We start from the raw sequence: 20,740 nt of genomic DNA, 5'->3' as shown, positions 1-20,740 counted from the left end.
AAAAAAAAAAAAATGCCATTACATTTACTACTATGTGCCCGTAGTTGCAGGAAAAGAGACAAGTGTTGGAGAATCTTTTGAATGTGTAACTTGTTATCAAAGTCTTTTAGACAATAACATAAATCCTTTGAAACCGGTGATCTTGAGCCTGGTTTCTATAAAGTGATCAAGGTCAACAAAGGCGGATCTGATGACTTCTAAAACGTAAAATTGCAACTTACATAAATCATGAGCACTCAAGCGAGTGTTTTTTTATTAAACGTCTGTATTTGGGCATATTTTACAAAAATCCCTGCAGAATTACCTCTTAAACAACTTGAAAAAACCCCATTGGCGTATGAAATCTTTTGAGAGTCAGTTTAAATTAGATTTCTTTCTTGAACAGTATTATAATGTTTACTTTTATTTTACACATCGTTAAAAACCGGTTTTCGAAATGAAATTTTTTATTTACAGTTTTCTTTTGATGTTTCAGGTAATAATCAGGCCACTGCTACTTCATCGCTTTGGTCTCGCACTTGTCTGCAGGATATATGGTATTATGATGAAATAAAAAATTTTTATCAGATATCACTTTACGTGAAGGGTAAAAAAAACTTATAATGAAATAAACAGCATCTTTGAGATGCTGTTCAATGTCTACAAACTACAGATCAATGTGAATAAAATATAAATTATATCTAATAATATTTTATTTCCACGTTTACTGTTATTAAGTCTTATCAGGATTCCGGCTCTGGGCCTTTCCAGTTGTTAACAGAGGCAATACCGTTAATCTTCACCGGTCTACCTTCTTTTGCTGATTGGTAGATAGCCTCCATAATAATATGATCTTGCAGACCTTCCTCACCAGGGGTAAACGGTTTTTTATTGTTTATGATGCAATCTGAAAAATGATCCATTTCCTCACCGAATTGATTGTTTTCAGCTAACATAATTTCTTCGCTGCGTTTCATTTTACCATCAGCTTTTGATGTGGTCAGTCGTTGACCTTTGTAAGTATAAGCATGCTCAATATTAATCCAGCCTTTTCGGCAGTTAACTCTGTATCGACGACTTTCATGCACATCATAATCGGTAGCGCAACTGGCAATGACTCCGCTTGGGAAACGCATTTGCCAGCTCACCAGTTCTTCAACTTCCCTGAACAGTGGATTACCGGGAGTACTGTATTGATATGCGAATACTTCCACTGGTTCCTCACCTAGCACAAATCTGGTTGTATTCAGACAATAGAGGCCGATATCCGGAAGTGCACCTCCACCTGCGAGTGCTTTTTTATGACGCCAATGATCTGCATTGGCAGTGCTTTGAGAATTATGAGCCTCCACAAACTTTGGAGTATCAAATTCTTTTTTCTGAAGTATTTCCCTAAGCTTACGGTTGTGTGGTTGATAATGAATCCGGTAAGCAACCATAAGTTTAACCTGTGCTTTATCGCATTCAGAAATCATTTCGCGGCATTCCTCCGAAGTATTAGCTAAGGGCTTTTCGCAAAGGATGTGTTTACCGGTTTTTGCACCCCTGATTACATATTCTCTATGAAGACCATTAGGTAAAACGATGTAGATTACATCTACCTCCTTATTATTTTTAATCTGATCAAAAGTCTGGTAAGTGTAACAACTTTCTGCTGCAATACCATATTGAGCCGCTACTTTCTTTAATTTCTCAGGGCTACCGCTTACCAATGCAGCAAGTCTGGACTTTTTACAATTGGTGAGAGCCGGCAGTATTTCTTCCAGAGCTAAATGACCGAGTCCTACGACAGCATAACCGATGCGGCGGGACTGGGGTAATGGAGTGGGTGTGGGATTCGCCTGTTGATCAGCATCCGACTTCCATTCTTCGAGAACAATTGGCTTATCGACATCGGAAGGAATCTGGGACGGTGGCGAAAGTGCGGCTTTGCGTTCCTGACCATATGCAGATGTAGATAACAGCGGTGCAACGGTTATAGCACCTGCTGCTCCGGCCAGCGACCTGCCAGTCAGATTTAAAAATTCCTTACGTGACAACTTTGACGTATCATGAAGTTTTTTAGTTGATTCCATAAAATTTATTTTTGGCTTGGTGAATTATATCGGATATGAAGACTATACCACAGACATATGATATAGTATAAGTATTCCCAATAATCCAATATAAATGCCAGAGTTACAGCTAAAAACTTATTGTTAAATCTCCAATATTGCTTTATACGAATTAATGAAGCTCATTGTTCAAACGCACTATATCCGTTAAAGTCTGGTAGGGATAATGCTGCACTGGTTTTAAAGAATTGCTGTTTTGATAAGTTCCGCTATGAGTTTTTTCTATATAGACTTACGCATTAGCTGTATGGAGAATCAAACACTTTACTGCAAAAGTCAAATGCGAAATTTCAAAATTGCCTAAGAATAAATCCCTAAATTGTTAAGTGCTTATCCTCAGTCAATATCCGATGTTCTTCAGTACATTTTAAAAACATTAAATCAAAAGTTTATCATGATGCAAAATCTTGCATCTCCCTCCGTTGAAATAAGAATTAAAGGCACGCTAAAATATTTCAAAAGTTTCAACACATAAAAATCACCTTATTCTCTTGAAAAAAAATTTACACGACAGCAATTTGCTTCCATTGGCATATTATGGGTCGAGAAAGTTATAAGATGTTTAAAAAAACCTTAGAAAAGTGGTTTTGTAAAAATTGAAGGAGGAAAGGTCATAATTAGCAATTTTTACCTTAAATCTGCTGATATATAAGAAATTATTCATGTGAAATTATATTTCTAAGTCAGTTCATATTTTGTCGTTTTCTCCATTTTGCAGTACAATAAGTTTTTGATTTCCTATTAATGAAAGACCATCTTGAATTAAAAGGACATCCTTTTAAACCACTTATATGTGTGTACATCAAATTTTAAAATATTATCAATATGAGAATCAAAGCAGAACCTGAGAAAGTTGCAGAATCCACGGGTAAATCGGATAATCGGCAGAGCAGCAATAAGGAAACTTCTAAAAATGTTCTTTCATTGAAGGAAAATAAGCATACAAAGGGCGATTAGAGTTTAATACACTATCTGATCCCAAAGTTAATAGTCCGTTTTTACAATTTTAGAACGGACTTTTGATATTCCTTTTCCTCCTCCCTCCATCACATTCACCATCACATAGAATATTTTTGGTCAGCGTTTTGCTTGGCAGATTATCAAAAAAAATTTCACTTATTCCAAACTCCAAAAAATAACGTAATGAACCAGTTCGATGCAATCAGATCCTATTATGATAGTGAAGTTAATGACGCATTAAAAACTATCGCTGATGATCCGATGATGAATTCCTTAATGCAGTTCACTTTTCCTGAGTCTAAAGAATGCTTCTGGCTGGAAGAATTTAAAAAAATAAATACTGTACACGATTTTCAGCATCATTTCATATCCAAAACCATCAGACAAATACTAAAAGAAAGTTCTGAGGATTTTACTACTTCAGGATTTGAGAAACTAGATAAGAACACATCATACCTCTACATTTCCAATCACAGAGATATTGTACTTGATACATGCCTTCTCAATTTAGCATTGATGGACTCTGGTTGCATAATGACATCTTCAGCGATAGGTGACAACCTTGTTAAAAAAGATTTTCTTCAGAAAATTGCAAAACTGAACCGGAATTTTTTGGTAAGGAGAGGTTTACCCGTAAGAAGCCAGCTTGAGAGTTCAACGTTGCTTTCGCAATATATCTGTAAACTTCTCAAAGAGGATAACCGTTCTGTTTGGATTGCCCAGAAGGAAGGGCGCACCAAAGACGGTGACGACCGAACGAATCCGGGAGTATTAAAGATGTTGGCTTTGAACGCAGAAAAAGAACCACTTCACAGCTTCTTTAAAAAACTGAAAATTGTGCCTGTATCTATTTCATACGAGTTGGATCCTACCGATGTACTGAAAATGCCACAGTTAATTGCAGAGTCAAAAAATGAAAAATACATAAAGGCGGATAACGAAGACTTTACATCAATACTGCAGGGAGTCCTGGGACAGAAAAAGAGAATACATCTGCACGCGGGAGAAGTTCTTAATCACGAATTAGACTTACTTCCAGCTTCACAAAATAAAAATCAGCAACTCCAGTCCATAGCAAAATTAATAGATCACTCAATTTTAAAAAACTACAAACTTTGGCCGTCACAATTTATAGCGAAAGATTTGCTTGAAGGAAAAATATCAAGCTCATTAAAGTACACTGAGGAAGAAAAAAACTTTTTTTTGAGTCGTCTGGAATCCAGGATAGACAATTCAGACACGGCTTTGAAAAATAATTTTCTTCTGATGTATGCAAAGCCACTTCTTAATATGACAGCTAGTGCAAAGCCGAACCATTAATTTACTTCTTACAATACACTCACCATCAAATATTTAATCATCTGAAAAGACAAGTTCAAACCTATACTTTTTTTGCTTAAAGTGTAAGATGTGTGCAGGTGTATAAACTAGTTGATTTTAATATTCGGTGGTTTTGTATCAGTAAATTTTTGTAATTTTTCGCTGGTTTCTTCAGAGTTTTGAGCTTTTGAATGATCTGTCAGGGTCAACTGAATCTTCCGTTCTATCATAGATAAGTCATTTTTATAATTCGTTAACAAAGTTTCTTTCTGCCAAATGCTGTTGACAATCTCTTTAAGAATAGGGATGTCGGAATTTAACTGAATTACTTTTTTCTCTTCATGCCGGATGAGTGCGGGAAGTTTTTCCAATGCATTTAGAAAATTCATTGATGCAAGTTTGGGATCGGAAGCAATCAGACCATTATTATGGGAGTATTTGATATTGCCTTCACTAGTGATAAAAAAACGGTTGATTTTAATGTCAATTCCATCTTTTTCAGAGATTTCTGTTTTGACCAATAACCTGAAACCATAGAGATCTCCAATCTCCTGATACTGCCCTGCCGTCCGCGCCTTTGAAGAAATTTCATTTAGTTTCAAACCTATGGATTTTAAATCTGCATTGCTGCGAAGACCTATCAGTTGAACAGGATTGGCAATATTTCCGTCTGCTGTATGCTGGATTCTTTTCTGCAGATTGTCGCGGTCAGTTTTCATTCTATGCAATTTTGAGCCGGAACTTTCCAATGATGCACAGAGATCTTCGAGTTTGCATCTGGAACTCATCCTGGAACGATTAAATGATTGCCTTTCACTTTCTAAACCATTAATCATCTTTTCCAGTTTGGCTTTTTCTAAAAGATCGGTATTTCCGGATAATATTGCAACATATTCCGAAAAGTTCATTCCTGATTTTTCATCCATACTTCCTTCATCAATCGTTCGTTTATTTAAACTATTGTTCTTAAGCTGATCGATAAAGAGTTGTTTGTTATACAAAAGATTAAATTTATAGCTGTCCAATGATTTTTCCACAGCATAAATAATTACATCTACTTTATTAGCCGCAAAATGTTTGGCAACCTCATTGCCCTTGCGTATTGCTCTGCCGTCTCTCTGAGCCAGATCGCTGGGTCTCCAGGGGGTATCAAGATGATGAATGGCTACTGCTCTTTTTTGAGCGTTAACTCCCGTTCCCAGCATATCTGTTGAGCCGAATAATATTCGAACTCTGCCTTCATTCATAGAATTAATAATATCTTTTCTCTGCTTATCGTTTTTTGCTTCCTGTATAAATTTGATTTCGCCGGGTGGGATGCCGTAATCATCTTTCAGTTTTCTTCTTATCTCTGAATAAACATTCCATGTATGAGGTTTGTAAGTTCCCAGATCTGAAAACACAAATTGAGTACCTTTCTGAGCATTGAACCGATGATAGTAGTCAGAGATTGTTTTTGCACACTGAGAAGCTTTACTGTCAGGATGATCTGAATAGTCTTCACTTATCATCCGCATATCCAGTGACATTTTTCTTGCATAGTCGGTTGCGATCAACATTTTTGCTTTTTCCTCTGATGGTGAGAGTGGCTCCCTGCCTAATAGAACTGCATTGCCGGATTTTGCAAACTCCATTAAATTTTTGATAAATTTTTCCTGATCGGGAGTGGGTGGAATATGATGCAGGATTTCATTTTTTTCTGGTCTGTCTATCCCAATATCCCTTGCAGTCCGATAGTCTGTAATTTCTGAATAGAACTGTGCCAGTTCAGGAACTTTGATGAAATACCGAAACCGTTCTTTCTGGACAATATTATTGGCTACTGAAAATTCATAATCAGTGGTTTTACGCGCGTAGATGGCTGCCCATGCGTCAAAGCAGTTGATTCCCTGTTTTTCCAGAGCTTTTGGACGAAGATATTTAAAAAGTAAATACAGTTCCGTTAAAGAGTTGCTGATGGTAGTACCCGAAAGAAACGTTGCACCCATATCTTTTCCGGTACGTTCCTGTATGGTACGGATTGCAAAAAGCAGGTTCATCGCCTTTTGGCTTCCCTGCATATTGCCCAATCCGGCAACCCGGTCGTGCCGTGTATTGAACATCAGGTTTTTGAATCGATGACTCTCATCAACCAACAGATGATCAATGCCCATCATTTTAAAATCAACCACTTCGTCCTTTCTGTTGTCAATATCATGGGCTAATGTCTTCAATTTGACTTCCAGATTCTGTTTTCTAACCAGCACCCCTTTGAGCATGGCTCTGGAGATCTCTCTTCCCTGAGCTTCCAAAGCTGACAAATTCTGTTCAACGCTTTTAAGTTCGTTTTCTAAAATCTCTTTTTGCAGTTCCGGAGACTGGGGAATCATTCCAAACTGGTCATGCGTAAGAATGATGCAGTCCCAGTCATTATTTTTGATATCTCCAAAGATGCGCAACCTTTTTTGGGGAGTAAAATCTTCTTTTCCGGGATACAATAGTTTTGCATGCGGGTACGCAGTACGGTAGGTTTCTGCGATTTCATGAACATTAGCCTTTAATCCAATAATCATAGGTTTACGGGCAAGTCCTAAGCGTTTCATCTCCTGGGCTGCAGTACACATAATCAATGTCTTCCCTGCTCCGACTTCATGGTCACAGATCGCACCTCCGTTAAGCTTGATCATCCATACCGCATCTTTCTGACTGGAGTACAGATCGTCAATTCCCAATGCTTTTCTGTCAAGACCCGGAAACTGCTGATGGCTCCCGTTATATTGTGGTCGTATAAAACAATTAAAGGTATTGTTGTACTGGTCTGTTAACCTGGATTTAAATTCATCGTTCTGAGCATATAAATAATCTGTAAAAGCTTTACGGATTTCATCGATCTTTGCATTAGCCATCTGTATTGCTTCCATATCACGAACTTTTACTTCCCTATCATCAACATAAATCTTTTTGGTGATATCCGGGGTCGTATTAACCAAGGCATTTTTTAGCAGTGCAACACCGTCAAATGTCCTGCTTTCAGATTTTACAGCGTACTTATCATTAATGATTATATTTTTATGATCGCATTTCACTGAGAAATCATCTGAACTCTCAGAATAGGTAATTCGCACCTCGGTATCAAAAAGATGGGAAGCAAAATGATTGTAAATACCAATAGGAATCCACCGCTCACCCAGATTGAAATCCAGTTCTTCAAATTCAATTCTTTTGGGATGGGCATCCTTTAAAACTTCTAAACTTCGTTTCGCCTCGCTGTCCTTCGGATGATTGGAGACATATTTTTCAATTTCTAATGTTTTTTCTATCACATTTCCTGAAATCCAACGCTCGGCAATCTCATATTCTTTTGTCAGAGGATTTAAAAATAACCGCTCTTTCAAAGAGTCTTTGAGGTGTTCATTACTAAACCCGCTGATTTGAGACATAAAATCGAGATCTACAGTTCCGGTTTTGTTCAATGATGCAGCCAGCGCTTCGTCCGGATTTTCTACGGTGGTCTGTATCTCTGAAAAAGAAACAGGTCTGTAGAATAGGTCTGCTTTATGTACTATTCCACCAACTGCTCTCTCCAGGTAAGGAACTTCTTTTCCCGCACTGTCGGTCTTAATTAATTTGATATTTTCAGCTGTATTTAAATGACCGAATTGTCTGATAAAATCATCATAATGCGAATTGAAAATATCCCTTAGTTCTTTGTGCTCAACCTGCGTCTCGTATTCTCGCTGATACAACTGATAGTAAGCATCGCGAACTTTGATATATTGCTCAGTTCTCAATTTTTGTTTTATTGGAAGTTGTAACGGATGAAAATAGACTGTGCTATTCCCGCTATTGAAACCTTTAAGATATCCGACTTTGTCGTCAGTTATCACTAGACAGTCATTTCGGTAAAAGGGATGCAGTTTTTCTGTAAATTCATGCGGTTCGAAGTTTTCTGAATCTTGTAGCTGAGTAAAGCTTTTATTAGCAGCTTCCTGATTTATAAAAAGATCCTGATCGTTTTCTTTCTTGATGTCAAGCTCAATGGGCAGGTTGAATAAGTTGAGCTGTTTTGTAGCATGATAACCCCTTCTCCTTTTGTCTGATCGGTTGATATCTGCACTGTTAACAGCTGTTTTTTTGTTTTGTAATTGGTTCTTCTTTTCTTCGGTAATTAGGTTTGCAGATGTCGGGGCTTCTTCTGACTCAAACCACGTGAACAGACTCAACTGAACATCAGTGAGTGACTTATCAGCCGGGGTGGAAGAAGTTTTTAACGGCGTTGAACTTGCATACATTTCGTTGCTGAATTTCGAAGTCTCAGTTTTTATTTGATGATAAGAATTGATCTTAAGGATGGAATCATATAATTTCCTATCAAAGTTGATTGATAAGTCCCCAGTAAGAATATTCTTTACATCATTGGAAATGCCTTCCAGTCCACCAGCATGCTGATAAACTATGGCTGGCTTTCCGTACATATCCGTACCCTCCTTGAAGGATGTATGAACAACACGTTTTCGATCCTGAAAAAGGGCGTTGACCGAACCATTTTCTGAGGTGGTTTGACTATGCACGAAAAGCGTTTCAAAGTCGGAAAGCTGTGTTTTTTGTTTATTCTTCTGAAGTATAACCAAATCGGTGCCTACGTCAGTTCCTGAATGATCACTGAATAAGTTATTGGACAGCCGAATTGCTGAAATCAGATTATTTTCTCTCATTAATGCTGCCCGTATCAATTCATTTTTTGGACTGTTCAGTACACCTTGCGAGGTGATGTATATTTGGAGTCCTCCATCTCGTAACATGTCAGAACCCTTCATGAAAAAATAATTATGAATTGCTCTTGCTGACTGTGCACGAGCTGAATCCCGACCTCTAGAATAGGACAGGTCAAATACAGAGTTGTCCCCAAAAGGAATATTGCTGGCTACAAGATCAAAAGTTTCCTGATGATGCTCTGGTATGTCTTCAAAACCTGCTATGTTAATCTGACTTTCAGGGTAAAGTAGTTTCAAAATCTTACCTGTCAGGATATCTTTTTCGTAAGCAGTAATTTTTAGAGAATGGTTTAAAGGGATCGTGCCAGATTGAGAAAATGGATCAGTGTCATAGTTAGCTGTAAAGGACCTGATAAAAGCACCGGTACCTGCTGAGGGTTCTAAAAATTTTTGAAATAAAATTCCTTCACCGTGTATAATATCAGCAATACTATTGATCAATTGAGGAGGAGTATAAAAAGCTGTCAAAACAGAATTTCGCAGACTGTTTACGAGGCGGATATATTCCTTTTCATTGATTGAATAGTCCTGCAGAAGTTGATGAAGGCTTTTTGTGAGTGGTAAAAAAGGAAGCTCTGATTTCGTCCAATATCTTTCAGCATCTTTCGTGGTAGCAGAATTAAGCACGAATTTTAACCCTCCAAAACCTGAGTATCGTTTTAAAACTTCAACTTCAGATGCTGTTGCTCTGCGTTTTTCCTTCTCCAAGCTAAAAACCAGACGCAAAGCTTCCAGATTGTCCTCTAAATGACGATGTTTATTGAAGCCCATGATCCTCAATCCAAATTTGTATACTTCCGGTCAGTTCTGTATACAGTACATCATAATCTGAGCTGTCCTCAAAATTTTCATTAAAATCATATCCTGAAAAAACAGATTCGCATTCGGACAACATCTGTAGTGCTAATGGTCGGATATCCTCATCATCTATTACCAGACTGAATTCATTGCAGATCACTTTAAAAAGGAGATCATATTTCGAGAAAATTAATTCTTCAAATAAAATAGATTCTGAAACCTCAGTGCAATATGAAATAGAATGACCTTCTTTAAAAGCATTTTCATATGCGCTTTCTGCAAGTTTTGATCGCATAGTGATGAATTTGAAATCATCTGCCTTCTCGGGAAAGCTTACAGACAGAAACTCTTTCAGTCGTAAAGCAAAGTAGGATAAATCTGGTTTTTGTTTGTTCATGACGGCGGTATTTAAAAGATAAGTCAGTGAAATGTGTAGAATTATGGAATCTTATCTAAATCTTTTTTTTTCGGAAATTCAAATCTTGTTGTGAGGTCAGATCCCAGAACAATAAATGCTTCAAACGTTTTTCCTGCCTTACTTATCATATTTTTAATGAGAGCAGTCCTTCCTTTTTCAATCAGCAGGGAGATATCATTGACAGAAAGCTGAATACCGCATATCCGGCGGAACTGAATCCATAAACATTTTTCATCAGGGCATTTAAATACTTTATCATTAATAATTAATTCGTGACTTCTACATTTTGGACAGGTGAGTTTGGGAACTTCTTCTTTCGGAATGAGCAGTGATAAAAGTTCAGCAGTGATCTGAGAAGTATATTCTTTAATATTATTGAGGAAGTGTTCCGCATCCATTTGTCCTCTCTCAATTTCATAAAGTGCCATCTCCCACTCAGCAGTCATCTCGACGTTCGCAATCTTTTTATCTTTAACCAGTTCATAAATGTGCAACCCTTTTTGAGTAGGTATAATTTTCTTTTTTTGGCGCTGGATATAATCTCTTTTTAGCAAGGTTTCAATGATTGATGCTCTTGTTGCAGGGGTACCTATTCCAAAATTTTGTATAACTTTTTGCTGTTCTTCATTATCGATATGTTTTCTTGCATGTTCCATCGCCGATAATACATCTGCTTCCGTGAAGAGTTTTGCCGGCTGAGTCGATTTTTCCTGAATTTCTAAATGAGAAATTTTTAAATCATCTCCGGTTTTGACATCCGGGAATTCAAAAAGGATTTCTTCAGTATTGTCGTTTGCTTCTGGTGACAGGATTCCTTTCACGGAGCGCCAGCCCCTTTGCTGTATTTTTATAGCTTTTGAATGGAACTCATAATGATGTACTTTTAAGATTATGCAGTGCTGCTCTTTGATACAGTCATTAGATAAGGTTTCCAAAAGGTTGAAAGCAATCAGGTCGTATACTGCATTTTCCTGTGCGGATAATGATGAAGGTATTTTACCGGTTATCAATAACCCGTGATGATCTGTAACTTTAGCATCATTTACAATCTTTTTGTTAAAATTTCCAAAATGGAGCATGGAAGATGCTTTTTTAAATTTCTCATGATTCCTCAGACATCTTACGAGTTCAGGAACTTCTAACCATACATCTTCAGGAATATACCGGCTTCCGGTTCTTGGATAGGTGATGAATTTCTTCTCGTAAAGACTTTGAGCAATCTGTAAAGTCTCATCCGCTGAAAAACTAAATTTGCGGTTCGCTTCTTTTTGTAAAGCAGTAAGGCCAAAAAGCAAAGGGGCAGATTCTGAAATTGTTTTCTTCTGTACATCCACAACCTCAGCCTTTCCTTCCCGCTCAATGGATTTAAAAATTTGTTCAGCTGATTTTTTATCTTCCCAGTGATCCGATGAATCACTCTTAAAGTCAATAAAACTTTTTCGATGTTTCAATTGAATCTGCCAGTATCTTTTAGCGATAAAATTCTGATGTTCCCGGAATCTTTTGCAGATCAATGCAAGTGTCGGGGTTTGAACTCTGCCTAAAGAATAAAGTCCGTTGCCTGCTAAAATAGTCAAAGCCTGTGAAGCATTAATCCCTACCAGCCAATCCGCTTCATTTCTTGCCTTTCCTGCGCTGTACAATCCGTCGAAATCCTTTCCAGGCTTTAATTTCTGGAATCCTGCAGCAATTGCTTTTTCTGTCAGTGAACTGATCCAAAGTCTTTCAAACGGTTTTTTACATTTCAGATAATCATAGATATATCTGAAAATCAACTCTCCCTCCCGTCCTGCATCGGTCGCTACAATAATACTACTACACTTTTCAAAGACTTCTTTAATAATCTTAAGCTGTTTTGCTGCCATTGGGTCAGGTGGGTAAGATTTTCCTTTTTTAATCTTCTTTCGGGTAAGCTGGAAAGGATGGGGAATTAAGGGTAAAGATTCTCTGTGAAAAGAGGGAATACTATAATCTTCTGGCATGGCCAGTGAGACAAGATGTCCCAATGCCCATGTAATACAGTAGCCATTTCCCGTCAGATAACCGTTTTTTTGTTCTTTGACATTGAGAAGCTGGGCGATTTCTCTCGCAACGCTGGGTTTTTCTGCGATAATTGCTTTCATAATAATAACGATTCGTACTTGTGATTTTGATGAAATGATAAAATGATTGGAAGAGTAGACATCTATTTTTCTTATACCCTTCGCCCCTTTGACCGGGTTGGTTTTTTCTGCTGATCATCCTGCTGTTTATTCGCAGGTTCTTTCTGTTTTGGCTGTAGCGGTTCTTTGATATTTTTGGTTGCTTCATTCGTTTTGCCCCCAGAATTTACCGCAGTCTGTGTTTTGTGATCTTCAGAAGGTGAGGCTTTTTCTCTCAATTGGTTAGGATTGGTGAATGAAAACTCTGTTTTCGAAGTTTCCTGATTAAAGGTGATATATCCCTGGTATTCTTTTCCTTTACTGTCTGTTAATCCGCTTACGTATACTGTCTCTCCTGCTTTGAATTTGCTGTACTGTTCCTGATCAAGATCTTTTCCTCTGAAATTTTTAGGTGCCTCTACATTTTTGCTAGGAGATTGTTTTTGATCTTGTTTTTGATCTTGTTTTTGATCTTGAGTTTCTGTATAAGACTGACGTTTGTCCTGGATTCTGTCAAAAAGAAATTCTACGTATCTCTTGTCGGCATTGAACTGAACAGTCGCATTAAAAGGTTCTCCGTTTTTAGAAATCATTCCTTCTATGTAGAGCGGCTTTCCTTCAAGCAAAGTCTGTTTCTGCTGATCATCCAGCGTAACTCCTTTAAGTTCGTCAGGAATTTTAATGTATTGGGTTTTTAAAGCAATCAACTCATTGGTGAGTCGGTCTACACTGATAATGGAAGGTATGGGTTCGCCTGTTTTAAAATGTTTCAATTCCACGACACGACCCATATTTCCAGTTGTTAACAGGTTTTTCTTATCGTCCTCAGTAAATTGATGTCCGAAAAATGGGAAATTAAGCTGTGGCTCCTTTCTGATACCGTGAATCGCCATAGTCACTTTTCCTTCTTCATTTTGCTGAAGCGAAAGTCGGGCATCCAATTTGGTGACTGCACCCTCAAAGTTGAGACTGATCGAAATTAAATCATTGGTTTTGTAGCCTTTGAGTAGTGGATCTAAAATATTTAGTTTTTCCAGTCTTTCTTTACTGAGACCCAGATTGGACATCGTCTCCCAATCAATCTTTTCAGGATTATATCGGTACTCATTGTTTTGTGTGGTTGGCTCTTTTGCTTCCATTTCAATTGTTTTTTCTGTTTTATCTGTTTTTGGTAATTGTACTTCTGTAGACTCAAGTTGTTCTTGGTTTTCCTTAGTAGGCTTATCTACTTTTTCCTGCAGTTCTTTGGCTTCGGTTTCTGCGTCTGAAGCCGGAACTTTAAAAAAAGAGAATTGAGTAGGATTTTTTAACTGGCTGAAAAAGTTGGAAAAGAAATTAGAAAACAGGTCACCCGATTTATCAACCCTCATAAACTGGTTTTGATTTCTTTTGGTAGGAGCCACTGTTTTTAAATTGCCTTTATTATCGATTCCTGTCACAGCCTCAATCTTCATTCTTTTCTTATTGTGAACCAGTAAAATATCAGACAGTTCTTCGAACTCAGGAATTTCTCTTCTATTGGTTTCGCTCATTACTGTAGTATTTAAATGTGAATACGAAAATATTTATCTTTTAACTGATTGTTTGATCTTTGAGAGCGAGAGGAATTACTTGTCATTATCTTTCCCTGTAATCCGAAGCCCACTGTGGAAGTTATTTCGGATAAACTGTTCAACGTCTGACTTCTTATAGTAAAGCTTCCCACTGATCTTGTAGTAGGGCAGCTTTTTATCTGACCGGTATCTTTGCAGTGATCTGGAACTGATTCTCAAGAGCTGCAAAACATCCTGGTTATCGAGTAATTGTTCTCCGTCGATTTCTGTACTTTGTAGCTGCTTTCTAACAATGGAATCTTTCAGGATATCAAATCGTTCCATAATTCTTTCCATCCACGCAATAAATTCTGATCTTTCGATGTGCATAATTGTAGGTTTTTAGATTGATTGCAATTATTCTGACTGCATTAATTTTTGGATTTCATCATAACTGTAATACAGACTGCCCCCTAGCTTTTTATATGTGAGCGTTCCGTTAATCCTGTGGTTTTGTAAAGTACCGGATGAGACATTCAACAACTTTTTAACTTCTGACGTTCTGAGCCATTTTTTTTGTGTACCGCCTTTGTTTTCAAACAGAGTGGTAATTTCCTGCAGGAGCTCTTTCTTAAAGTCCTGAAGATCTTCTTTGGTGAGTAGGGATAATGTGACCATTTTTATAAATTTTGTTAAAGCAAAGTTTAGCAATAGCCGGCACAAAAAATCACTATCTCTTCGGAGTACCGAAAGATTTTATTGAAAATTTTAAAAGATTATAGGTTAAAAGATTCGTGCTGTACGAGAAATGCTATCTGATGCATGGTTCACGTGGTAGAAAGATTTCTTGTTCGTTTTGCACTTAAAGAATCTTTGATTTTACCCTATTTGTTATTGATATTCTTAATCAGATAATTACTGTGAAAGATTAACGTATTGAAATATCACGATTTTTTACTGATCGTTAAAAAACTATTGAAAAAATTTTCGCTAAGTATAAATATCGTAATATTGCAATATAATTTCAATATGGGAGCTACAAAGACGGATCACTTTACAGATCAACAAAATAAAATAGCAATAATAACAAAAGCATTAGGACACCCTGCCAGAGTTGCAATTATTGACTATCTGCTCAAGGTAAATACTTGTATCACCGGAGAGATCGTAAATGAATTACCTTTGGCACAACCCACAATATCCCAGCATCTGAAAGAACTGAAAAATGCAGGTTTGATAAAAGGTACCATCGAAGGTAACTCAGTATGCTACTGTATCGATGAAAATACTTTTGAAATATTAAAAGAGTATTTTTCAAAAATTATAAGTACAGTTACCAATCAGAAATGCTGCTAACGCATTTTTTTCTTCCAGTATATCGTAATATTGCATTATTACAATAACTTTTGACTATTAGAATAAAAACATTTTAAATCAAATTATATGACACTAGAACAAATAAAAGAGATTTTAATAACATTGGAGAATGTAGAGTTTCAATTGGAAGACGGGACTTTTGTGCCTGAGCATTTTCATGTTACAGAAGTAGGGCAGACCAGTAAAAAATTTATTGATTGTGGCGGAGTCGTTTGAGAGAAATCAGCAGTGAATTTTCAGTTATGGAATGGAGACGACTATGAGCATCGTTTGAAACCTGGAAAACTGTTGAATATCATCAAACTTTCTGAAGAAATGTTAGGAATTGAAAACAATGAGATCGAAGTGGAATATCAAAGCGATACCATTGGCAAATATGACCTGGATTTCAACGGGAAAACTTTTGTTCTTAAATGTCAGACAACTGCTTGTCTTGCTCAGGATGCTTGCGGAATTCCTTCGGGAAAAATTCAGAAGAATCTGATACAGCTACCTGTTACTAAAGCCAGTACGTATTCACCGGGCGGAGATTGCTGTTAAACCAGTTCTAGATTAAGACATTAGATAAAAAAGAAATGGGAAAATCTTTACCTGAATTATTATTTAGAAAAGTTAAGTTGCCATAAGCCGTATTCCGGAATCTATTTATGATCTGTCCAGCAGGTAGATTTGCATAGCTCATAAAAAATTACTGACGTGGATGAGTGACAGCTGTCTTGTAGAACATTATGTAAATAAAATACGAACAATATGAACAAAACTATTTTAGATACCATATCATCACTTTCATTGGACTCTATTACAGTAGAAAGAAAAACTGTTTTGCAGCAATTAGCAGAATACATCCAAAACAAACTGGACGCAGATAAAACTATCAGACTGAGCTTTATCTGTACACATAACAGCCGACGAAGCCACCTGTCGCAGATTTGGGCGCAAACAATGGCTTATCACTTTAATATTAAAAATGTATTCTGTTATTCTGGCGGAACAGAGGCGACTGCAATATTTCCAAAAGTAACTGAGACACTGGTGCGTCAGGGTTTTCAGTTCCAGATGTTGAGTGAAACTACGAATCCTCTCTACGCCATAAAGTATGCAGACAACGAAGCTCCAATCATATGCTTTTCAAAAGAATACAGCAATAAATTTAATCCAAATAAAGAATTTGTTGCGATTATGACCTGTAATAATGCTGATAAAGGCTGCCCCTTAGTCATTGGAGCAGAAGCAAGGTTCCCTATTAAATATGATGACCCAAAGGCATCTGACCACACTCCTGAACAGACTCAAATTTATACAGAAAGAAGTCTACAGATTGCTGTAGAAATGTTCTTTGTTTTTTCTAAAGTAAAATTACTGTATTAAATAAATTCTAAAATATGCAACCGAAGCTAAAATTTATCGATAGATACCTGACTTTATGGATATTTCTTGCAATGGCATTTGGAGTGGGTTTGGGATACATATATCCTGACATAACAGAGATCACAAATACGCTTTCTGTCGGAGCAACAAATATTCCATTGGCTATTGGACTGATTTTGATGATGTATCCACCACTTGCAAAGGTTGATTATTCGTTATTGCCAACTTTATTTAAAGATGTAAAGGTAATAAGCATATCACTGTTGTTAAATTGGATCATTGGTCCCATATTGATGTTCGTGCTTGCTGTTATTTTCTTACGAAGTGAGCCGGATTATATGATTGGATTGATCCTCATCGGTTTGGCAAGATGTATTGCAATGGTTATTGTATGGAACGATCTCGCCAAAGGAAACAGAGAATATGCTGCCTTATTAGTCGCTTTAAACAGTATTTTTCAGATATTCACCTACAGTTTTTCTTTCTGGTTATTCATAAACATTATACCTGGAAAATTAGGCCTGGGGAATTTTGATATAAGTGTATCTATCAAAGATGTTACAAAGAGTGTTATTATATATTTGGGTATCCAGTTTCTATCTGGTTTTTTAAGCCGATATCTCTTAGTCAAATCAAAAGGTATTGAGTGGTACAAAAGAAAATTTATACCGGCAATCTCACCTTTTACCCTGTATTCTTTATTATTTACTATTATCTTAATGTTCAGTCTAAAAGGTGAAAAAATAGTAGAACTGCCGATGGAGGTTATTAAAATTACTATACCGCTCGTAGTGTATTTCATAATGATGTTCTTTGTCAGTTTCGTTATCAATTGGTCGATGAAAGTACCATATGATAAAAATGCATCTATCGCATTTACAGCTACAGGTAACAATTTTGAACTGGCAATAGCTGTAGCAATTTCTGTTTTTGGTATCAATTCAGATCAGGCCTTCGTAGGAGTAATTGGTCCTTTGGTAGAAGTTCCCGTCTTAATATTGCTTGTACGGGCAAGTCTTTGGATGAAGAAAAAATACTATGTCTTATGAAAACTGAAAACAATGTTTCTTAAAAATCCGTTTAGTTTAATTTAGAACAAAGTACTGAAGCTTATTATTTCAGATGTTGATATCTTAACACCACTGGTAAATAAATAAGTTTTTTATTATCTTATTGCTATTCAATAAAGATTAGATAGCTATTGAGCATTAATTATTTTATAATATCCAATGATCAAACATTAAACAAGAATTTTTTCTCGTTATGCTTATTGATTTTCTATAGCAAATATATTCCCGTTGTCCCTGCTGAAAAAAATCTTTTTGGGTATCCGAAATCAGAGATTCCAAACCCTCCACAAAAACATTTCAAGCTTTCATCAATTTTCTTTCTCATTGCTTTCAAGGAATTGATTGCAGTTTTCCTTGTGCCTGCCTGAATGATAATCCGCATAGAAAAGTCAGAAACCTCACAAGATGCAAATGCAGTTCATTGAAATTTTGATCATAATTATTCCTTCGTTTATAAATGAGTTCATCTAGTTTCAAACTCAGTAAAGAATAGAAAAAGTCAAAATTTCCTTCAATCTGCAATCTACAGGTTTTTTAATGTCAGGTACGGGAAAGACAGGTCTCCGCCGTACCCGGAGCGAAAAAGATGAAATTCAATATTGTAAATGAAATCAAGTTGAGCTACTCAAGAAAGGGAAATTGTGAAAGGTCTGTTTCATCGTCAGTGGATGCAGTAAATATTTTCAGGGCGCATTTCGATGCTGAAGAAATAGATTACCGGGAATCTTTCTATGCACTGTATCTGAATCAGGCGAATAAGGTTTTGGGCATTAAGAAAATATCAGAATGTGGGATTTCTTCGACTTTAGTGGATGTCAGAATAATTATGCAGGCTGCACTTCTTTGTAATGCTTCCGGGATTATTGTTGCGCACAATCACCCTTCAGGAAATTTAAAGCCTTCTGGGTGTGATATTAAAATGACTACACAGATTAAGGAGGCTGCAAAAGTTTTGAGTATGAATTTGCTGGATCATTTTATTCTGACCTCAGATTCTCATTTTTCTTTTGCGGATGATGGAATAATTTAAAATATTAAAAAGTTGGAACCCGAAAATTTCGGGTTTCTTCGTGCCTAAGCGCAAAAGGTTAAGCACGAAGAAACAGAAATTATATGTGTATGTAATTTTTACAATTTATCTTTTAAAGAAATTTCCCGCTTATTAAGTAAATCACCTAATGATTCCATCTCGTCACTGACCTTTCTATCCATGATCTTCGCATAAATCTGGGTTGTCTTTATACTTTTATGCCCTAACATTTTACTTACACTTTCAATGGATACTCCATTTGATAGAGTTACCGTTGTAGCGAATGTATGCCTCGCAATATGGAATGTCAGCTCTTTAGAGATTCCACAGAGATCAGCTACTTCTTTGAGATAAGCATTCATTTTCTGATTGCTGGGAATCGGCAATAATTTTGAAGCTCTATGTCCACCTCTTGGATAATCTTCATATTTGAGAAGAATTTTCTCAGCCTTTTCCAACAAAGGAATGTTTGAAGAAATTTTAGTTTTTTGGCGAGCAGTGAAAATCCATTTTCTACCGTCAATTCCCACACCAATATTATCCGCCGTAAGATTACGGGCATCAACAAATGAAAGGCCTGTATAGCAGCTAAAAACAAACATATCCCTTACAACATTCATACGTTCAATACTAAATTCTTTATTCTCCAATTTTAGCAACTCTACATCATCTAAAAATTTTCTGTTGACTTCTGTGTATTTTGATTTGTAACCTACAAGCGGATCTCTTTTAATCCATTCATTCGCAAGACAAATTCGAATGACCTTACTCAGGTTTTTAATATACTTAACTGCTGAATTATTGCTGCAGGGATTTTCATCCTTTGTCCTCAGATAGTGTTCAAAATTATTGATGAATTCAAGATTGACTTTGGAAATGTCAATATCAGATAAATTATATTTTATCCGCAAAAAATTTTTTAAATGTCTGTAGCAGCTTTTATAACGGACCAAAGTTCCCTTCGCATATTCGTTGCCTATTAACTGCTCCATCTTGACATTATGATCATTTAGAATAATAAGCAATAATCGCTGATTATCTTCCACACCACAAAACTTACTTCTGATCTTTTCCGTAGATATGATCTCTCCTGCTTGAATAAGATCCTTCTGTATGGTATAAATCCGGGATCTCAAAATGTCGAGATAAGTATTAATCTCTCTAACTTCTGCAGATTTCCCTTTGACTTTGCCGGAATCAATACACCATTTTTCTGGTTCTATAAATCTGCCGGTGGTAATTTCCAGCCTCTTTCCCTCAAACGTCACACGTAAATGAATAGGACAGAGCCCTTTTGATGACAATTTTGATCTTTTCACAACGAAAAGAATAGATAAATGCGTACTCATAACTTAATAATTATAGATTAAAACTAATTTTCACTAATTTTTTATCTACAAAATATTACATAACTGACAAGTCTTCTATTTATAGGCATTACACAGTATATGAATGACTTTATTTTTCGCCATTCGGGACCCATTTTTTGTTAATTCGGGACAATTTAACCATTGGTCCCTCGAATTTCGTGAATTAAGACAAAATAATCACCAGGCAATGAGAAGTAAAGCTCAACATTTTAAAATTAGCATCAGAAATAGTACAAATTTCAGCCTCTATTCGGGACCCATTTTTTTCAATTCGGGACCAATTTTAACATTGGTCCCGCGAAATTTTGTCATTTTTTTAAAATATGCTCACCTCAAAGGGAAGTAAAATTTTATAAATGTCGAGGGACCAAAATTAGTTTTTTAAAAAGAGGTCCCGAATTAGACCACTTTATATTGCTTATTCTTACCTTTCTACTGATATACCTAAAAATAAAAAACCCCTTAAAACATTCGTTTTAAGGGGTTTTGCTGAAATTTGAATAAACTTC

The 20,740-nt window shown here is 36.4% G+C and carries 14 protein-coding genes and 1 pseudogene; 7 read left to right on the top strand and 8 right to left on the bottom strand.

All coding sequences use genetic code 11. The annotated features are described in order from the left end of the window. Positions 1–722: 722 nt before the first annotated feature. A complete protein-coding gene (locus tag ASG21_RS06655) occupies positions 723–2,054 on the bottom strand; it encodes a Gfo/Idh/MocA family oxidoreductase (protein WP_056077302.1) in 1,332 nt (443 codons plus the stop codon). Between the two features lie 864 nt (positions 2,055–2,918). Between ASG21_RS06655 and ASG21_RS20675 the strand changes: the two genes are divergently transcribed. Both ASG21_RS20675 and ASG21_RS06650 read left to right on the top strand, forming a co-directional pair. After that, positions 2,919–3,050, top strand: coding sequence for a hypothetical protein (locus ASG21_RS20675; RefSeq protein ID WP_277814172.1), 132 nt, complete (start codon positions 2,919–2,921; stop codon positions 3,048–3,050). Between the two features lie 186 nt (positions 3,051–3,236). Next, positions 3,237–4,373 (top strand): 1-acyl-sn-glycerol-3-phosphate acyltransferase, encoded by a 1,137-nt coding sequence (locus tag ASG21_RS06650; RefSeq protein ID WP_056082206.1) that lies wholly within the window; start codon positions 3,237–3,239, stop codon positions 4,371–4,373. A 107-nt stretch (positions 4,374–4,480) separates the two neighbouring features. On the opposite strand, the gene ASG21_RS06645 is transcribed toward ASG21_RS06650, so the two are convergent. From ASG21_RS06645 to ASG21_RS06620, 6 genes are all read right to left on the bottom strand, one after another. Next, positions 4,481–9,898: a helicase-related protein gene (locus ASG21_RS06645; protein WP_056077300.1), complete on the bottom strand. Its 5,418-nt coding sequence runs from the start codon at positions 9,896–9,898 to the stop codon at positions 4,481–4,483. Then, entirely contained in the window at positions 9,885–10,322 is a 438-nt protein-coding gene (locus ASG21_RS06640) for a DUF1896 family protein (protein WP_056077296.1), read from the bottom strand. The genes ASG21_RS06645 and ASG21_RS06640 overlap by 14 nt, the downstream gene beginning before the upstream one ends. A gap of 41 nt (positions 10,323–10,363) precedes the next feature. Next, positions 10,364–12,466 (bottom strand): type IA DNA topoisomerase, encoded by a 2,103-nt coding sequence (locus ASG21_RS06635; RefSeq protein ID WP_056077293.1) that lies wholly within the window; start codon positions 12,464–12,466, stop codon positions 10,364–10,366. A 71-nt stretch (positions 12,467–12,537) separates the two neighbouring features. Further along, positions 12,538–14,016 (bottom strand): DUF3945 domain-containing protein, encoded by a 1,479-nt coding sequence (locus tag ASG21_RS06630; RefSeq protein ID WP_056077290.1) that lies wholly within the window; start codon positions 14,014–14,016, stop codon positions 12,538–12,540. 75 nt (positions 14,017–14,091) lie between these two features. Then, positions 14,092–14,406: a helix-turn-helix domain-containing protein gene (locus ASG21_RS06625; RefSeq protein ID WP_056077287.1), complete on the bottom strand. Its 315-nt coding sequence runs from the start codon at positions 14,404–14,406 to the stop codon at positions 14,092–14,094. Positions 14,407–14,433: 27 nt separating this feature from the next. After that, positions 14,434–14,694 (bottom strand): helix-turn-helix domain-containing protein, encoded by a 261-nt coding sequence (locus ASG21_RS06620; RefSeq protein ID WP_056077284.1) that lies wholly within the window; start codon positions 14,692–14,694, stop codon positions 14,434–14,436. 351 nt (positions 14,695–15,045) lie between these two features. Here ASG21_RS06620 and ASG21_RS06615 point away from each other — a divergent pair, with 351 nt between their 5' ends. From ASG21_RS06615 to ASG21_RS06595, 5 genes and pseudogenes are all read left to right on the top strand, one after another. Next, positions 15,046–15,372, top strand: a complete 327-nt coding sequence (locus ASG21_RS06615; RefSeq protein ID WP_056077282.1) for a metalloregulator ArsR/SmtB family transcription factor — start codon at positions 15,046–15,048, stop codon at positions 15,370–15,372. Positions 15,373–15,459: 87 nt separating this feature from the next. Further along, a pseudogene (locus tag ASG21_RS06610) lies at positions 15,460–15,933 on the top strand (DUF6428 family protein). 210 nt (positions 15,934–16,143) lie between these two features. Beyond that, on the top strand, positions 16,144–16,761 hold the full coding sequence (locus tag ASG21_RS06605) for a protein-tyrosine-phosphatase (RefSeq protein ID WP_056077279.1): 618 nt from the start codon (positions 16,144–16,146) through the stop codon (positions 16,759–16,761). A gap of 14 nt (positions 16,762–16,775) precedes the next feature. Further along, complete coding sequence (gene arsB, locus ASG21_RS06600) at positions 16,776–17,810, top strand: ACR3 family arsenite efflux transporter (protein ID WP_056077275.1); 1,035 nt, start codon at positions 16,776–16,778, stop codon at positions 17,808–17,810. A 607-nt stretch (positions 17,811–18,417) separates the two neighbouring features. Beyond that, positions 18,418–18,861 carry a JAB domain-containing protein gene (locus ASG21_RS06595; protein ID WP_056077272.1) on the top strand — a complete coding sequence of 148 codons (444 nt, stop codon included), beginning with the start codon at positions 18,418–18,420 and terminating at the stop codon, positions 18,859–18,861. A 98-nt stretch (positions 18,862–18,959) separates the two neighbouring features. Here the strand turns inward: ASG21_RS06595 and ASG21_RS06590 are convergent, their stop codons facing one another. Next, positions 18,960–20,210, bottom strand: a complete 1,251-nt coding sequence (locus ASG21_RS06590) for a site-specific integrase (RefSeq protein ID WP_056077269.1) — start codon at positions 20,208–20,210, stop codon at positions 18,960–18,962. Between the last annotated feature and the right edge of the window lie 530 nt (positions 20,211–20,740).

The sequence above is a fragment of the Chryseobacterium sp. Leaf394 genome, from assembly GCF_001424105.1.
GTDB lineage: Bacteria > Bacteroidota > Bacteroidia > Flavobacteriales > Weeksellaceae > Chryseobacterium.
Note: the sequence above shows the minus strand (reverse complement) of the source record. Positions and strands in the feature narration are given on the sequence as shown.

Coding starts and splice junctions, on each gene's coding strand:
- arsB (WP_056077275.1), top strand. CDS start 16,776: ATGCAACCGAAGCTAAAATTTATCGATAGATACCTGACTTTATGGATA.
- ASG21_RS06605 (WP_056077279.1), top strand. CDS start 16,144: ATGAACAAAACTATTTTAGATACCATATCATCACTTTCATTGGACTCT.
- ASG21_RS06590 (WP_056077269.1), bottom strand. CDS start 20,210: ATGAGTACGCATTTATCTATTCTTTTCGTTGTGAAAAGATCAAAATTG.
- ASG21_RS06615 (WP_056077282.1), top strand. CDS start 15,046: ATGGGAGCTACAAAGACGGATCACTTTACAGATCAACAAAATAAAATA.
- ASG21_RS06635 (WP_056077293.1), bottom strand. CDS start 12,466: ATGAAAGCAATTATCGCAGAAAAACCCAGCGTTGCGAGAGAAATCGCC.
- ASG21_RS06650 (WP_056082206.1), top strand. CDS start 3,237: ATGAACCAGTTCGATGCAATCAGATCCTATTATGATAGTGAAGTTAAT.
- ASG21_RS06595 (WP_056077272.1), top strand. CDS start 18,418: ATGAAATTCAATATTGTAAATGAAATCAAGTTGAGCTACTCAAGAAAG.
- ASG21_RS20675 (WP_277814172.1), top strand. CDS start 2,919: ATGAGAATCAAAGCAGAACCTGAGAAAGTTGCAGAATCCACGGGTAAA.
- ASG21_RS06625 (WP_056077287.1), bottom strand. CDS start 14,406: ATGCACATCGAAAGATCAGAATTTATTGCGTGGATGGAAAGAATTATG.
- ASG21_RS06620 (WP_056077284.1), bottom strand. CDS start 14,694: ATGGTCACATTATCCCTACTCACCAAAGAAGATCTTCAGGACTTTAAG.
- ASG21_RS06630 (WP_056077290.1), bottom strand. CDS start 14,016: ATGAGCGAAACCAATAGAAGAGAAATTCCTGAGTTCGAAGAACTGTCT.
- ASG21_RS06645 (WP_056077300.1), bottom strand. CDS start 9,898: ATGGGCTTCAATAAACATCGTCATTTAGAGGACAATCTGGAAGCTTTG.
- ASG21_RS06655 (WP_056077302.1), bottom strand. CDS start 2,054: ATGGAATCAACTAAAAAACTTCATGATACGTCAAAGTTGTCACGTAAG.
- ASG21_RS06640 (WP_056077296.1), bottom strand. CDS start 10,322: ATGAACAAACAAAAACCAGATTTATCCTACTTTGCTTTACGACTGAAA.